The organism is Nonomuraea recticatena (genome assembly GCF_039533245.1).
In the GTDB taxonomy this organism is placed as follows: Bacteria; Actinomycetota; Actinomycetes; order Streptosporangiales; family Streptosporangiaceae; genus Nonomuraea; species Nonomuraea roseola.
In genome coordinates, this window is the sequence record NZ_BAAATE010000006.1 from 247,870 (window position 1) to 263,093 (window position 15,224).

Here is a 15,224-nt window from a genome sequence, read left to right on the forward strand (position 1 = left end):
CGCTACCTGACCGGGTGGCCCGCCGCTTGAAGGGTCTGCTTGACCTCGGAGATCTTCAGCGTGCCGAAGTGGAACACCGACGCCGCCAGCACCGCGTCGGCGCCCGCCGCGACCGCGGGAGGGAAGTCCTCCAGCCGTCCCGCGCCGCCGCTGGCGATCACCGGCACGCTGACCGCGGCTCGCACCGCGCGCAGCATCTCGAGGTCGTAGCCGTCGAGTGTGCCGTCGCCGTCCATCGAGTTGAGCAGGATCTCGCCGACGCCGAGCTCCTCACCCCTGGCCGCCCACTCCACCGCGTCGATGCCGGTGCCCCTGCGTCCGCCGTGGGTGGTGACCTCGAAGCCGGACGGCGTGCCCTCGGCCCTACGGGCGTCGACGGACAGCACGATGCACTGCGCGCCGTACCTGCGGGAGGCCTCGGTCAGCAGCTCAGGACGGGCGATGGCGGCGGTGTTGAGCGACACCTTGTCCGCGCCCGCCCTCAGCAGCCTGTTGACGTCCTCGACCGAGCGGACGCCGCCGCCCACGGTGAGCGGGATGAAGACCTGCTCGGCGGTCCTGCGGACCACGTCGAACATCGTCTCCCGCTCGCCCGAGGAGGCGGTGATGTCGAGGAAGGTCAGCTCGTCGGCGCCCTCCTCGTCATAGCGGCGGGCGAGCTCGACCGGATCGCCCGCGTCGCGCAGGTTTTCGAAGTTGACGCCCTTGACCACGCGCCCCGCGTCCACGTCCAGACACGGGATGACCCGAACCGCGACCGTCATGCCCGAAACGCCTCGATCTCGATCTCGACCAGCATGCGCGGGTCGATCAGACCCGCGACCTTCACGCCCGTGCAGGCGGGCCTGACGTGCCCGAGCACCTCGGACAGGGCGGTGCCCACCGCGTCGTAGTGGCTGTCGTCCACCACGTAGTAGCGCACCATGACCACGTCCTCCCTGGCCAGCCCGGCCGCCTCGACCGCCTCGAGCGCGATGTCGAAGGCCGTCATGGCCTGCCGGTAGGCGTCGCCGACGTGTCGCACCTCGCCCTCGATCGTGGCCGTGCAGCCGGAGACCACGACACGCGGCCCCGCCACCACCGCCCTGGCGTAGCCGTACTTCTCCTCCCAGATGCCGCCCGAGAAGATCCTCGTCCCCTCGCGCACGCAGCTTGCCTGGCCCATCACGCGTCCCTCCCTTTGGCCCTAGCCGCGAACAGCGGCGAGAGCGTCTTCCAGCGTGAAAGCCTGCGCGTACAGTGCCTTGCCCACGATCGCGCCCTCCACGCCGTGGGGCGTGAGAGAGGTGAGGGCGATGAGATCGTCGAGAGAGGAGACCCCTCCGCTCGCGACGACCGGCTTGTCGGTTCGATCGCAGACCTGGCGCAGCAGGTCCAGATTCGGGCCGCGCAGTGTTCCGTCCTTGGTCACATCCGTCACCACGTACCGCGGGCAGCCGTCGGCGTCGAGCCTGTCGAGCACCTCCCACAGGTCGCCGCCCGCCTCGGTCCAGCCGCGTGCCGCCAGCGTAGTACCTCGAACGTCGAGCCCGACGGCGATCTTGTCACCATACTCAGCGAGTATCCTTCGGCACCAGTCCGGCTTCTCGATGGCGGCGGTGCCGATGTTCACCCGCCTGCACCCGGTGGCCAGCGCGGCCTCGAGCGAGGCGTCGTCGCGGATGCCGCCGGACAGTTCGACGTTGATGTCCAGCTTGCCGACCACCTCGGCCAGCAGATCCTTGTTGGAGCCCCTGCCGAAGGCCGCGTCGAGGTCCACCAGGTGGATCCACTCCGCGCCGGCCTTCTGCCAGGCCATCGCCGCGGTCAGCGGATCGCCGTAACCCGTCTCAGTTCCGGCCTCTCCCTGTACGAGGCGTACGGCCTGGCCGTCGACGACGTCCACGGCGGGCAGCAGTACGAGCGACATCTTCTTCAGGTCCTCCGGTCAAAGGCGAGCGTGACGATCACAGGGACGAACAGCAAGGAGAGCACGAACACGGCGAGGCTGGCCTGCCATGACGACCACAGCAGCCAGGTCAGGAGCTGGACGATGACGAAGAGCAGGGCGACGACGCCGTTCTGGGCGCGCTGCCTGCGGGCGAGCAGGCCGCCCTGCCTGGCGAAGCGGACGGGGCGAGGGGTCAGCCTGGCGGCCAGCGCCCTGCGGCGGGACCTGCGGGCCATCCGCTCGGCGTTCAGCCTGGCCGCCCGCTCTCTCTCGGCCTCGCGTACGGCCCTGCGCCGCGCCCGCTCCTTGCTCAAAGTGTGCCGACCCAGTTCTTCAGCAGCACCGCGCCGGCGTCCCCCGACTTCTCCGGGTGGAACTGGGTGGCCATGAGGGGGCCGTTCTCCACGGCGGCCACGAAGGGCACGCCGTGCTCGGCCCAGGTCACCAGCGGTACGGCGAAGCCGTCGCCCGCCTGGAGCTCCCACTCACGCACGCCGTAGGAGTGCACGAAGTAGAAGCGGGTGTCGGCGTCGAGGCCGGCGAACAGCACGCTGCCCGAGGGCGCCTTGACGGTGTTCCACCCCATGTGCGGCAGCACGGGGGCCTCCAGGCGCTCGACCGTGCCGGGCCACTCGCCGCAGCCCTCGGTCTCGACGCCGTGCTCGACGCCGCGCTCGAACAGGATCTGCATGCCGACGCAGATGCCCAGCACCGGGCGGCCCCCTGACAGCCGGCGGCCGATGATGCGGTCGCCGGCCACGCTCTTCAGGCCCTTCATGCACGCCTCGAAGGCGCCCACGCCCGGCACGACCAGGCCGTCGGCGTCCATCGCCGCGTCGTAGTCGGACGTGACCGTCACCTGGGCGCCGGTCCTGGCCAGCGCGCGTTCGGCCGAGCGCAGGTTGCCGGAGCCGTAGTCGAGGATGACGACGTTCTTGCTCACCACCACAGCACCCCCGCCGTCAGCGCCATCGCGGCGCCGATTCCGCAGACCACCGCGCCGATCTTCAGGCCCTGCTTGAACAGCGAGATGACCCCGCCGACCAGGAACAGCCCGATGAAGACCATCGCGATGGCAGTCCAGTTATCACTCACAGCACACCCTTGGTGCTCGGCACGCCCGTGGCGCGCGGGTCGAGCTCGCTGGCCTCGCGCAGGGCCCTGGCCAGCGCCTTGAACTGGGCCTCGACGATGTGGTGGGCGTTGCGCCCGTACGGGACGCGCACGTGCAGGCAGATCGCCGCCTGCGCCACGAACGACTCCAGGATGTGCCTGGTCATCGTCGTGTCGTACTCGGGGCCGATCATCGGGGCCATGCCCTCGGGCTCGGCGTGCACGAGGTACGGACGGCCCGACAGGTCGACCGTGACCTCGGCGAGCGCCTCGTCCAGGGGGCAGGAGGCGTTGCCGTACCGCCTGATGCCCGACTTGTCCCCCAGCGCCTCGCGGAAGGCCGCGCCCAGCGCGAGCGCGGTGTCCTCGATCGTGTGGTGGGAGTCGATGTGCAGGTCGCCCTCGGTCTTGACGGTGAGGTCGAACAGGCCGTGCTTGCCGAGCTGGGCGAGCATGTGGTCGTAGAAGCCGACCCCGGTGGCGACGTCGACCAGCCCTGTGCCGTCGAGGTTCACCTCCACCAGAACCGAGGTCTCCTTGGTGGCGCGCTCGACGCGACCGACTCTGCTCACAGAACCCCCTCCAGAGCGGCACGGAATGCCGACATCTCCTCGCCGGTGCCGATCGACACCCGCAGCCACTCGGGCGGTCCGACCTCACGGATCAGCACACCACGCTCGAGCAGTCCCTCCCAGATCGTGCGCCGGTTCTCGAAACGCCCGAACAACACGAAATTGGCGTCCGAATCGGCCACCGTCAAGCCGAGGGCGCGCAGCCACGCCACCGTGTCGTCGCGCTCCTGCCTGAGCGCGTCGACCGTGCCGAGCAGCTCGGCCCTGTGCCGCAGCGCCACCCTGGCCGTCGCCTGCGTGACCGTCGACAGGTGGTACGGCAGGCGCACCAGCAGCATCGCCTCGACCACGGCCGGATGCGCGGCCAGGTAGCCGAGCCTGGTGCCCGCCATGGCGAACGCCTTCGACATGGTGCGCGTGACGATCAGCCTGGGGTGCTCGGGCAGCAGCGTGAGCGCGCTCGGCGTGCCGGATCGGGCGAACTCGGCGTAGGCCTCGTCGACCACGACCATGCCGGGCGCGGCCTCGACCACCCTGGAGATCGTCTCCAGCGGGAGCGCGGTGCCCGTCGGGTTGTTGGGCGAGGTCAGGAAGACGATGTCGGGCCGGTGCTCCTCGACGGCCGCCACCGCCTTGTCCGCATCGAGGGAGAAGTCGTCCTCGCGCGCCCCCGAGACCCACTCGGTGTTCGTGCCCGTGGTGATGATCGGGTGCATCGAGTAGGAGGGCTCGAAGCCGAGCGCGGTGCGGCCGTGCCCGCCGAAGGCCTGCAGGATCTGCTGGAGCACCTCGTTGGAGCCGTTGGCCGCCCACAGCTGCTCGGTGGTGAGCCCGTGACCGAGGTAGCCGGCCAGGTCGGCGCGCAGGGCCAGCGCGTCTCTGTCGGGGTAGCGGTTGAGGCCCGCCGCGTCGCGCCTGATCTCCTCGGCCAGGTCGTCGACCAGCGCCTTGGAGGGCGGATAGGGGTTCTCGTTGGTGTTGAGCTGCACAGGGACGTCGAGCTGGGGCGCGCCGTACGGCTTCCTGCCCCTGAGGTCGTCCCTGATGGGAAGGTCTTCGAGATTCACTGGTTCGGAATCTCCCAGTCGAATCGGGCGCGGATCGCCGCACCGTGCGCGGGCAGGTCTTCGGCGTCGGCGAGCACGCAGGTGTGCGCGGCGGCTTCGGCCAGCGCCTCGCGGGTGTAGTCGACCACGTGGATGCCGCGCAGGAACGTCTGCACCGAGAGTCCGCTGGAGTGGCAGGCGCAGCCGCCGGTGGGCAGCACGTGGTTGGAGCCGGCCATGTAGTCGCCCAGGCTCACCGGGCTGTACGGCCCGACGAAGATCGCCCCGGCGTTCCTGACCCTCGCCGCCAGCTCGGCCGCGTTCGCGGTCTGGATCTCCAGGTGCTCGGCGGCGTAGGCGTCGACCACTCTGAGGCCCGCGGCCAGGTCGTCGACCAGCACGATGCCCGACTGCTTGCCGGACAGCGCCTCGGCCACGCGCTCGGAGTGGCGGGTGGCGGCCACCTGTCCAGGCAGCTCCTTCTCCACGGCCTCGGCCAGCTCCACGCTGTCGGTCACCAGGACCGCGGCGGCGATGACGTCGTGCTCGGCCTGGCTGATCAGGTCGGCGGCCACGTGCCTGGGGTCGGCGGTGGAGTCGGCGAGGATGGCGATCTCGGTGGGGCCCGCCTCGGAGTCGATGCCGATGACACCCTTGAGCAGGCGCTTGGCGGCGGCCACCCAGATGTTGCCAGGACCGGTCACCATCGTCGCCGGCCTGCACTCCTCGGTGCCGTAGGCGAACATCGCCACCGCCTGCGCGCCGCCGACGGAGTAGACCTCGTCGACGCCGAGCAGCGCGCACGCCGCCAGGATCGTGGGGTGCGGCAGTCCGCCGAACTCCTTCTGCGCGGGGCTGGTGACCGCCAGCGACTCCACGCCCGCCTCCTGGGCGGGGACCACGTTCATGACCACGCTGGAGGGGTAGACCGCGCGCCCTCCCGGCACGTAGAGGCCCACGCGGTCGACGGGCACCCAGCGTTCGGTGACCGTGCCGCCCGGGACCACCTGGGTCGTGGTGTCGGTGCGCCGCTGGTCGCGGTGGACCATCCTGGCCCGCCTGATCGACTCCTCCAGCGCCGCCCTGACCTTGGGGTCGAGGGCGTCGAGCGCCCGCAGGACCGTTTCGGCGGGGACACGGGTGGACTGGATCTCGACACCGTCGAACCTGGCGGTCAGCTCGCGCACGGCTGCCGCCCCACGATGGCGCACGTCCTCGCAGATGGGCCGCACCTTCTCAAGGGCGGCCTCGACGTCGAGTTCGGCGCGGGGCAGCACGTCGCGCAGGTTCTCGGGAAGAGAGCCGCGCAGGTCGATACGGGAAATCACCCGTTCAGTCTACGGAGTCCAACTGGGGAGTCCCGTCGTGTCCACCATGCGGGACGCGTTTCGCCCCGGAAAGGCGGGCGTTCGTCCCCTCTCACGACCTTCGGCCGGACTTTCGTCTTGTGGGACGAAGCGCCGTCGCGCGCGCTGACAGAGGGTGACGGGAACGCAACGAGCGATCCGGAGGTCGCGCTTTGGGTTCCATCGAAACGTCCGCCGTCCGCCTCGACGAATGGACCCCCGCACGGGTACGCAGGACCGCCACCGTCACCGTCGGCCTGCTGATGGGCGTGTGGATCATCGACTACGTCGACCGCGTCATGATGGCCGTGGCGCTGCCGTACATCGGGCAGGAGTTCGCGCTCAGCAAGACCGAGCAGGGCTGGCTCATCACCGTCTTCTCTCTGGTCTATCTCCTCTGCCAGGTGCCGGGCGGCGTGCTCGCCGACCGGTTCGGCTCGCGCAGGCTGCTGGTGGTCTCCCTGGTGCTCTGGACCGCGTTCACGGCGCTGACCGGCCTGGCGTGGGGGCTGGTGTCGCTGCTGGTGATCAGGGCGCTGTTCGGAGTGGGTCAGGGGCTGTTTCCAGGAGCGTCGTTCAAGGCGCTGGCCGAGCGCACCACACCGGAACGCCGAGCCACCGCGGCGGGGTCGATCCTGGCCTCCAACCAGCTGGGCGCGGGTCTGGCGCCGCTGGTGGTCGCGCCACTGCTGCTGGTCTTCGGCTGGCGGCACACCTTCTGGGTGGTCGCGGTGGCGGGCGTGCTGATCGGTGTCGCGTTGTGGGCGCTGATGCCCAAGGCGCTGCCCGCCGGGCTCAGCGGCTCGGACCGGATCGCGGGGCAGACGGCGAGCGGGGGCGGCGGGCTGGCCCTGGTGATCCGCTCTCCCTCGGTGTGGAAGTTCGCCGCCCTGTTCTGCGCGACCAACATGCTCGGCTACGGCATGATCACCTGGGTGCCCAGCTACCTCATGGAGGAGCGCGGCATCTCCCTGCTGAACACCGGCGTGCTCGCCGCCATCCCCGGTCTGGTGATGTGCCTGACCACGTTCGTCGGCGGCTGGCTGTTCGACAGGTTCTTCCACGACAGGGCGCGGCTGTACGTGATCCCGCTGCTGCTGTGCACCGCCGTCCTGCTGGTGCTGATGCTGCGCGCCGACAGCGCCGCGGGCTTCACCATCTACCAGACGCTCGCCCTGGCGGTGGCGGGGCTGTCGACGATGGGCATCCTGGGCATGCCCTTCAGGGCCCTGCCTCCCGCGATCATCGGCTCGGGCATGGGCGTGGTCAACGTGGGCGGGCAGGTGGCAGGCGTGCTCGCGCCCGTGGTGATGGGATGGCTGGTGGACCGCTTCTCCTACACCGCGGCCTTCGGACTGCTCATCGGCACGACCGTCCTGGGCGCGCTCATCGCGGCGTTCGTGCCGCAGCGCCCCGAGCAGTTCTCTCTCGCGACGAAGGAGACCGTGTGACGACCTACGACCTGGTGCTCAGCGGCGGCAGGGTGATCGACCCCGAGACCGGCCTCGACGCGGTGCGCGACGTCGGCGTCTCGGGCGGGCAGGTGCGGGAGGTGTCGGCCACCCCGCTGGCCGGCGTCACGGTGGTGGACGTACGAGGACTCGTGGTCTGCCCCGGATTCATCGACCTGCACAGCCACAGCGCCGACCAGGCCGGGCACCGGCTGCAGGCGCTCGACGGCGTGACCACGGTGCTGGAGCTGGAGGCGGGCAGCTACCCGGTGGCGGCGGCCTACCGGCAGGCGGCGGCCGAGGGCAGGCCGCTCAACTACGGCTTCGCCACCTCGTGGGCGGTCGCGCGCATGGCCGTGCTGGCGGGGGTTCGGCCGGGCGGCGACATCGACGACTTCATGGCCAACATCGGCCGCCCCGAGTGGCAGCGTCCCGCCCCTGCCGCCGCGGTCGGGCGCATCGTCGGGATGCTGGAGCGCGACCTGGCCGACGGCGCGCTGGGCATCGGCATCCTGGTCGGCTACGCGCCGAGGATCGACCCCTCGGAGTACCTGGCCGTCGCGGCGCTGGCCGCCCGCGCGGGGCTGCCCACCTACACGCACGCCCGCGAGCTGGTCGAGCTCGACGCCACCACGCCGATCGACGGCGCGGAGGAGATCGTCAAGGCGGCCGCGGAGACCGGCGCGCACATGCACTACTGCCACGTCAACAGCACCTCGATCCAGCACGTCGACCGCGTGCTCGGGCTGGTCGAGCGGGTGCGCGCCGAGGGCGCGCGGGTCACCACCGAGGCCTACCCGTACGGCGCGGGCATGACCGGCGTGGGCGCCGCCTTCCTGGCCCCCGAGATCCTGCACCGCCGCGGCCTCACGCCGCACTCGCTCGGCCTGCTCGGCGCGGAGGGCCGCCTGGCCGACGAGGCGGCGCTGCGCGAGGTCAGACGGCGCGACCCGGGGGCCGCGGTCTTCGTCCACCTGCTCGACGAGCACGACCCCGCGCAGTTCGCCTTCATCGAGCGCGCCCTCACCTTCCCCGACGCCGCCGTGGCCACCGACGCCGTGCCCCTGCTCTGGCGCTCGGGCGCGGCCGACCCTACGGCGTGGCCGCTGCCGGAGGGCGTCGTCTCCCACCCCCGTACGGCAGGCACCTACGGGCGCGTCCTCAGGGTCCTGGTGCGGGAGAAGGGCCTGCTGAGCCTGGCCGAGGCCGTCCGCAGGTGCACGCTCGTGCCCGCCGACGTGGTCGGGGTGCCCGCGATGCGCCGCAAGGGCAGGGTCCAGCCCGGCTGCGACGCCGACCTCACCGTCTTCGACCCCTCGACGGTCGCCGACCGCGCCACCTACGAGTCGACGATCCTGCCCTCGGCCGGGTTCGCGCACGTCGTGGTGGGCGGCGAGTTCGTGGTGCGCGACGGCGAGCTGCTGCCCGAGTCGCTGCCCGGCAGGCCCGTCACCGCTCTCTGATCGTTACGATCGGGTGTCGTGAGCAAAGCGAAGAAGGGCGGGCAGGGCACCCCCGCGACGGTCGCGCTGACCAAGGCGGGGGCCGACTTCACCCTGCATCCGTACGAGCACGACGCGAACGCGCAGGCCTACGGCGAGGAGGCGGCCGACGCGCTCGGCCTGCCGTACGACCGGATCTTCAAGACCCTCGTGGCCGAGGTGGAGAGCGGGCTGGCGGTGGCGGTGGTGCCGGTGGCGGGCAAGCTCGACCTCAAGGCGTTCGCGGCGGCGCTCGGCAGCAAGCGGGCGGCGATGGCCGACGCGGCGAAGGTCGAGCGGGTCACGGGGTACGTGGTCGGCGGCATCAGCCCGCTCGGGCAGCGCAAACAGCTGCCGACGGTGGTCGACTCCTCGGCGCTGGAGTTCGACACGGTGTACTTCTCGGCGGGCAAGCGGGGCCTGCAGATCGAGACCTCGCCGAAGAACCTGGTCGACCTCACCAGAGCGGCGACGGCCCCGATCGCCAAGACCGGCTGACCCCGCCCCACTCCGGCCCCGTTCTCCGGGACGAACAGGCCATCGCACGTCGTCCCCGATCTCCGGGAAACGAAGGCCGGACGTCGGGCCCGTCCTCTCGGTGATGGAGGCGCCGGGCTCGGCCCGGCTCTTCTGGGAGTGGGCGGGCTTCGGTTGCGAGCTGACGACGAGGGACGGGGGAACACGGCAAGGGCTGCCGTGGCCCCGAGGCGGGGCATGGGGCAGGATCGCAGACGTGACCGAACTGCACTACCTCACAGCGACCGAGATGGTCCGCCTGCTCAGGGCCCGCGAGATCAGCGCCGTGGAGCTGATGCGGGCCCATCTGGCCCGCATCGAGCAGGTCAACCCCGCGGTCAACGCCATCGTGACCCTGGTCGCCGACCGCGCGCTTGAGGCCGCGGCCGCCGCCGACGCGAGCGAGCCGAAGGGCCCCCTGCACGGCGTGCCCGTCGCGCACAAGGACCTGGTCGACACCGCGGGCGTCAGGACCACGTACGGCTCGCCGCTGTTCGCGGACCACGTCCCTGACAGCGACGACATCCTGGTCGAAAGGCTCAGGAACGCGGGGGCCATCGCGATCGGCAAGACCAACACGCCCGAGTTCGGCACCGGCTCCCACACCGTCAACGAGGTCTTCGGCGCCACCCGCAACCCGTACGACCTGTCGAGGTCGGCGGGCGGCAGCAGCGGAGGCGCCGCCGCGGCGCTGGCGACCGGGATGGTGCCGCTGGCCGACGGCTCGGACATGGGCGGCTCCCTGCGCAACCCCGCGAGCTTCTGCAACGTGGTCGGCCTGCGCCCGACGCCTGGACGGGTGCCCGACATCTCCGACACCGCGGCCTGGTACACCCTCGCCGTCTCGGGGCCGATGGCCAGGACGGTCGAGGATCTGACGCTGATGATGAGCGTGATGTCGGGATTCGACCCGCGCTCGCCGTACTCGATCAAGGAGCCCTTCGCCGCCGACCTGGAAGCGCCGGTGCGCGGCCTGCGGGTGGCCTTCAGCCCCGACCTGGGCGGGCTGCCCGTGGACCACGAGACCGCGGCCGTGACCGCCTCCGCCGCCAAGGTGTTCGAGCGGCTCGGCGCGCAGGTGGAGCAGGTCGACCTCGACCTGTCCGACGCCGACGACGCCTTCAGGATCTACCGCGCCTGGTACTACGCGCTGTCGTTCGGCGAGCTGAGCGGCCTGGGCGCCAACACCGCGTGGAACGTCGAGCAGGGCCGTCTGGTCACCGGGGCCGACCTCGCCCGTGCCGAGAAGCTGCGCAGCGGCCTCTACCAGCGGATGGCCGCCTTCTTCGACACCTACGACGTGCTGGTCGCGCCGGTCAGCCAGGTGCCGCCGTTCCCCGTCGAGCAGCCGTACGTCGAGGAGATCAACGGCGTGAAGCTGCCCGACTACCTGACCTGGATGCGCTCGGCCTACTGGATCAGCGTCCTGCACGCGCCCGCCGCGTCGGTGCCCGCCGGGTTCACCTCGACGGGGCTGCCCGTGGGCGTGCAGATCGTCGGCCGTCCCTTCGACGACGCCGGCGTGCTGCGCGTGGCGCACGCCTTCGAACAGGCCACGGGGCACGGCACCCGCCGCCCGTCCCTATAGCCGCTCGATCTCCCCGTACGGCCTGCGCAGCGGCGACTCGCGGTAGGCCACGACGGCCTCCATGATGCCGAACATTCCGACGGCCAGCAGCGGCCAGGTGACGAGCACGCCCTTGGCGGTCAGCTCCAGCGCCCCCGCCACCACCTTCACGCCGGGCCCGAGCGCCTGAGCCTCCACGGTGACCGCGCCGAGGGTGAAGGTGGTGCCCACCCAGTAGGTGACGAACGCCGCGAGCCCGCCACCCGCGGCCAGCCCGAGCAGGACCTCCAGTCGTCGGGTCCTGGCCAGGTTCCACGCCACGACCGCGCATACCAGCGCGAGGGCGCCGGTGATCACGGCGTACCAGCCGTCGGCGGCGATCAGGCTCTGGGTCGCGGGATCGGCCAGCACCGGCCCCTCGCCGGTGAGCGCGTACGGCGCGCGCGGCGCGATCAGCGACCACACCAGCCCCGCAGGGACGCCGAGAGTGGCAAGCGCGAGAACGGTCACCGCGAAAGCCCGCACATGCCCCACCAGGCCACTCCCCCTCACAAGTGTGTCCGAACCTGCTCGATGGTATCCCCCGGTTAGGCTCGTGCCGTGATTGAAGACAAGGTCTGGCTGATCGAGCCCTCAGGTCCGCTGCGTGGCGACGTGGAGGTCCGCGGGTCCAAGAACGGCGTGTCGAAGCACATGGTGGCGGCCATGCTCGGCACCGGCGAGAGCAGCATCCACAACGCTCCAGAGGTGGGCGAGGTCGGCATCACCGCGGCGATGCTCGAAGCCCTCGGCATCCACGTCAAGATCAACGAACAGGAGATCAGGATCGAGAAGGGGAAGGAGATCAGGCCGCAGGTGCCCCATGCCTTCAGCGGCCTGAACCGCATCCCGATCCTCATGCTCGGCCCGCTGCTGCACCTGGCGGGCGAGGCGTTCGTGCCCCTGGTCGGCGGCGACCCGATCGGCCGTCGCCCGGTGAACTTCCACGTCGAGGCGCTGCGCTCGATGGGCGCAGAGGTCGAGGTGGGTGAGGACGGCATCTACGCCAAGGCCACCAGACTGCGGGGGGCCAGGATCGAGCTGCCCTACCCGAGCGTCGGCGCCACCGAGACGATCCTGATGTCGGCGGTGCTGGCCGAGGGCAAGACCGTGATCAAGAACGCGGCGATGGAGCCCGAGGTCGTGGAGCTGGCGCTGTTCCTGCAGCGCATGGGCGCCAGGATCGAGCTCTCCCCCGACCGCAGGATCGTCATCGAGGGGGTCCCCGAGCTGCACGGGGCGCAGACCTGGCTGTCGGGCGACCGCATCGAGGCCTTCTCCTACCTGGCCGCCGGACTCATCACCAGGGGCGAGGTGCGCGTGCACGGCTGCCCCCAGGACCGCCTCGTCACCGCGATCACCACGCTGGCCAGGATGGGCGCCCAGTTCGAGATCAACGACGACTACATCTGCGCGACCGCGCCGCCAGAGGGCCTGCGCTCTGCCGCGGTGCAGACCGACACCCACCCCGGGTTCATGACCGACTGGCAGACGCCGCTGATGGTGCTGTTCACCCAGAGCCAGGGCATGTCCGTGCTGCACGAGACGGTCTTCGAGAACCGCCTGGTCTACGTGCCCGCGCTGCAGGAGATGGGCTGTGAGATCGAGGTGTTCGACCAGTGCCTGGGCGGCCCCGCCTGCCGCTACCACGACACCAACGCCAAGCACTCGGCCGTGGTGCGCGGGGTGTCCAAGCTGCGCGGCGCCGACGTGATGCTGCCCGACATCAGGGCGGGCTTCTCCGCCGTGCTGGCCGCCGCGGTGGCCGACGGCACGTCACGGCTGCGCGGCGTCCAGCACATCGAGCGGGGCTACCACCGGCCGTTCGAGCAGTTCGCCTTGCTCGGTCTGAATATCCGCAGAGAAGGGTAAAGGCTGGAGAACCAGGTGTTTGGCCGGGTTCGGCCGGTCGCAGACCATCTGAGTGACTGTGATCAAATCCGTCGCCGGGCTCGGGATGGCGGGCGCGCTCGGAGGCGTGCTCGCGGCGGCGGTGGTGGTTCCCGCCGTCGGCGGAGCGGGGATCGCCACGCGCACCGCCGCGTCCACCCTCATCGACCTGCCTCCCGCACCCCGCGAGGAGCCGTTGTCACAGCTCACCACGCTGCTGGACAAGAACGGCAAGCGATTCGCCCAGTTCTACGAGGCCAACAGGACCACCGTGCCGCTCTCGCGGGTCGCTCCCGTGATGCGCAGGGCGATCGTCGCGATCGAGGACGCCCGCTTCTACGAGCACGCGGGGCTGGACTTCAAGGGCACGCTACGCGCGATCATCGCCAACACCCAGGCCGGCGGGATCAAGCAGGGCGGCTCGTCGCTGACGCAGCAACTGGTGAAGAACATCCTGGTCGAGAACGCCGAGAGCGAGAAGGAAAGGGAGGCGGCGCGCGCCCCGAACATCGCCCGCAAGATCACCGAGCTGCGCCTGGCGCTGGCGATGGAGGAGAAGTACCGCAAGGACGACATCCTCGAGCGGTATCTCAACATCGCCTACTTCGGGGCGGGCGCCTACGGCGTCGAGGCGGCGGCCAGGCGCTTCTTCTCCACCTCGGCCGACGAGCTGACGCTTGCGCAGGCGGCGACGCTGGCGGGGGCGGTGCGCCTGCCGTACTCGACCGATCCCTCGCTGGGCAGGGCCCACCGGGCGCGGCTGCGCGAGCGCCGCGACACCGTGCTCGACCGCATGGCGGGGCTGGGCATGATCTCCCAGGCGACCGCGACGGCCACCAAACGGGCGCCGCTGGCCATCAGGCTGCGGCCAGAACCGGGTGGCTGCGCCGAGAGCGCCTACCCCTACTTCTGCCTCTACGTGCAGCGTGAGCTGCTGTCCAACCCCGTCTTCGGCGGCACCAGGGCAGAGCGGCAGCGCCGCATGGCCAGGGGCGGCCTGGTGCTGAAGACCACCCTCGACCCCGTGGCCCAGCGCGCCGCCGAGCGGGCGATCGCGGCCAGGGTGAGCGCCGAGGACACCGAGGTCGCGGCCGAGGCCATGGTCGAGCCCGGCTCGGGACGCATCAGGGCGCTGGCGGCCAGCAAGAAGTTCGGCCGCAACGCCGGCGACAGGGACAACGGGCCGCACACCACCTTCAACCTGGCGGCCGACGTGCGGCACGGCGGCGGCATGGGCTTCCAGGCCGGCTCGACGTTCAAGGTGTTCACGCTGGCCACGGCGCTCAAGCAGGGCTGGCGCTTCGACCAGGGGTTCAAGACGCCGGGGATGTTCGTCCCCTCCGAGGGCTACAAGAACTGCGCGGGCAAGCCGGTCAACGCGCCCACCACGAAGATCTACAACGCCAGCGGTGAGGGGAAGGGCGGCCCGCACAGCCTGTCCACCGGCACCTGGAAGTCGGTGAACATCTTCTACATGATGCTGGAGCGCAGGGTCGGCCTGTGCAACGTGGTCGAGACGGCCAGGTCGCTGGGCGTCGCCAGAGCCGACGGCGCCCCGCTGCGGGAGGTGCCCACCTTCACGCTCGGCGTCAACGAGATGGACCCGCTCACGGTCGCCGGCGCCTTCGCCGCCTTCGCCGCGCGAGGGCGCTACTGCCGTCCGGTCGCGATCGTGGAGATCGTCGACAGGGAGGGGCTGCGCACCCGGGTGCCTCCCTCCTGCGAGCAGGCGCTGGAGCGCGACGTGGCCGACGCGGTCAACCACATCCTGTCGGGCGTCTTCTCCCAGGGCACGATGAAGGGGCAGAGCATCGGGCGGCCCGCGGCGGGCAAGACCGGCACCAACAACGGCTACACCTCTGCCTGGTTCGCCGGCTACACCCCCGACCTGGCGGCCGCGGTGAGCGTGGGCGACATCCGCGGCTCCTACCGCTACCCGCTGCGCGGGGTGGAGATCGGCGGCCAGTCGTACGGCCAGGTGCAGGGCGCATCGCTACCCGGACCCATCTGGGTGGCCTCGATGGAGGCGGCGTTGCGCGACACCCGCCCCACCTCCTTCGTCCACCCGGACATGTCGCGCTTCGGCGGCGGCCACACCCCCGGCCTGGCGGAGGCCCTGGCCGCGGAGAAGCGCGCCGAGCAGCGCCAGGCCTCCCACCGGCGCCACTTCAGGAAGCTGCGCGACAGCTACCGCCAGTACTACCGCTGGCTGAGCAGACGCCACCGACCCGACCACTAGCCGCAGGGATGAGGTTGTTCCGCCCGTCGTCGGA

At 71.1% G+C, this 15,224-nt stretch carries 16 protein-coding genes; 6 read left to right on the forward strand and 10 right to left on the reverse strand.

Annotation, left to right across the window (positions count from 1 at the left end; all coding sequences use genetic code 11):
* Positions 1-2: 2 nt before the first annotated feature.
* The 9 genes from hisF to hisD are packed head-to-tail and all read right to left on the reverse strand — an operon-like array spanning position 3 to position 5,989.
* The gene (hisF, locus tag ABFX50_RS15205; protein ID WP_346146877.1) at positions 3-764 is read right to left on the reverse strand and encodes an imidazole glycerol phosphate synthase subunit HisF; all 762 of its coding nucleotides are present in this window, start codon (positions 762-764) and stop codon (positions 3-5) included.
* The gene (locus tag ABFX50_RS15210; RefSeq protein ID WP_346147079.1) at positions 761-1,165 is read right to left on the reverse strand and encodes a Rid family hydrolase; all 405 of its coding nucleotides are present in this window, start codon (positions 1,163-1,165) and stop codon (positions 761-763) included. The genes hisF and ABFX50_RS15210 overlap by 4 nt, the downstream gene beginning before the upstream one ends.
* Before the next feature lie 21 nt (positions 1,166-1,186).
* Entirely contained in the window at positions 1,187-1,909 is a 723-nt protein-coding gene (priA, locus tag ABFX50_RS15215) for a bifunctional 1-(5-phosphoribosyl)-5-((5-phosphoribosylamino)methylideneamino)imidazole-4-carboxamide isomerase/phosphoribosylanthranilate isomerase PriA (RefSeq protein WP_183659126.1), read from the reverse strand.
* 5 nt (positions 1,910-1,914) lie between these two features.
* The gene (locus tag ABFX50_RS15220; RefSeq protein WP_183659124.1) at positions 1,915-2,244 is read right to left on the reverse strand and encodes a hypothetical protein; all 330 of its coding nucleotides are present in this window, start codon (positions 2,242-2,244) and stop codon (positions 1,915-1,917) included.
* On the reverse strand, positions 2,241-2,873 hold the full coding sequence (hisH, locus tag ABFX50_RS15225; protein WP_346146880.1) for an imidazole glycerol phosphate synthase subunit HisH: 633 nt from the start codon (positions 2,871-2,873) through the stop codon (positions 2,241-2,243). Before hisH ends, ABFX50_RS15220 begins: the two co-directional genes overlap by 4 nt.
* A complete protein-coding gene (locus ABFX50_RS15230) occupies positions 2,870-3,025 on the reverse strand; it encodes a hypothetical protein (RefSeq protein WP_346146882.1) in 156 nt (51 codons plus the stop codon). The genes hisH and ABFX50_RS15230 overlap by 4 nt, the downstream gene beginning before the upstream one ends.
* Positions 3,022-3,615, reverse strand: a complete 594-nt coding sequence (gene hisB, locus ABFX50_RS15235; RefSeq protein WP_346146884.1) for an imidazoleglycerol-phosphate dehydratase HisB — start codon at positions 3,613-3,615, stop codon at positions 3,022-3,024. The genes ABFX50_RS15230 and hisB overlap by 4 nt, the downstream gene beginning before the upstream one ends.
* The gene (locus tag ABFX50_RS15240; RefSeq protein WP_346146886.1) at positions 3,612-4,682 is read right to left on the reverse strand and encodes a histidinol-phosphate transaminase; all 1,071 of its coding nucleotides are present in this window, start codon (positions 4,680-4,682) and stop codon (positions 3,612-3,614) included. The genes hisB and ABFX50_RS15240 overlap by 4 nt, the downstream gene beginning before the upstream one ends.
* Entirely contained in the window at positions 4,679-5,989 is a 1,311-nt protein-coding gene (hisD, locus tag ABFX50_RS15245) for a histidinol dehydrogenase (protein WP_183659116.1), read from the reverse strand. The genes ABFX50_RS15240 and hisD overlap by 4 nt, the downstream gene beginning before the upstream one ends.
* A gap of 191 nt (positions 5,990-6,180) precedes the next feature.
* Between hisD and ABFX50_RS15250 the strand changes: the two genes are divergently transcribed.
* From ABFX50_RS15250 to ABFX50_RS15265, 4 genes are all read left to right on the forward strand, one after another.
* Positions 6,181-7,458 (forward strand): MFS transporter, encoded by a 1,278-nt coding sequence (locus ABFX50_RS15250; protein ID WP_346146889.1) that lies wholly within the window; start codon positions 6,181-6,183, stop codon positions 7,456-7,458.
* Positions 7,455-8,921, forward strand: coding sequence for an amidohydrolase family protein (locus ABFX50_RS15255; RefSeq protein WP_346146891.1), 1,467 nt, complete (start codon positions 7,455-7,457; stop codon positions 8,919-8,921). The genes ABFX50_RS15250 and ABFX50_RS15255 overlap by 4 nt, the downstream gene beginning before the upstream one ends.
* Before the next feature lie 18 nt (positions 8,922-8,939).
* Entirely contained in the window at positions 8,940-9,437 is a 498-nt protein-coding gene (ybaK, locus tag ABFX50_RS15260; RefSeq protein WP_346146893.1) for a Cys-tRNA(Pro) deacylase, read from the forward strand.
* Between the two features lie 235 nt (positions 9,438-9,672).
* Positions 9,673-11,043 (forward strand): amidase, encoded by a 1,371-nt coding sequence (locus ABFX50_RS15265; protein WP_346146895.1) that lies wholly within the window; start codon positions 9,673-9,675, stop codon positions 11,041-11,043.
* Here ABFX50_RS15265 and ABFX50_RS15270 read toward each other — a convergent pair.
* Entirely contained in the window at positions 11,038-11,556 is a 519-nt protein-coding gene (locus tag ABFX50_RS15270; RefSeq protein WP_346146897.1) for a hypothetical protein, read from the reverse strand. The genes ABFX50_RS15265 and ABFX50_RS15270 overlap by 6 nt on opposite strands.
* Positions 11,557-11,622: 66 nt before the next feature.
* Here ABFX50_RS15270 and murA point away from each other — a divergent pair, with 66 nt between their 5' ends.
* A complete protein-coding gene (gene murA, locus ABFX50_RS15275; RefSeq protein ID WP_346120841.1) occupies positions 11,623-12,933 on the forward strand; it encodes a UDP-N-acetylglucosamine 1-carboxyvinyltransferase in 1,311 nt (436 codons plus the stop codon).
* Positions 12,934-12,991: 58 nt separating this feature from the next.
* Positions 12,992-15,190 (forward strand): transglycosylase domain-containing protein, encoded by a 2,199-nt coding sequence (locus ABFX50_RS15280; RefSeq protein WP_346146900.1) that lies wholly within the window; start codon positions 12,992-12,994, stop codon positions 15,188-15,190.
* The last annotated feature ends 34 nt before the right edge of the window (positions 15,191-15,224 follow it).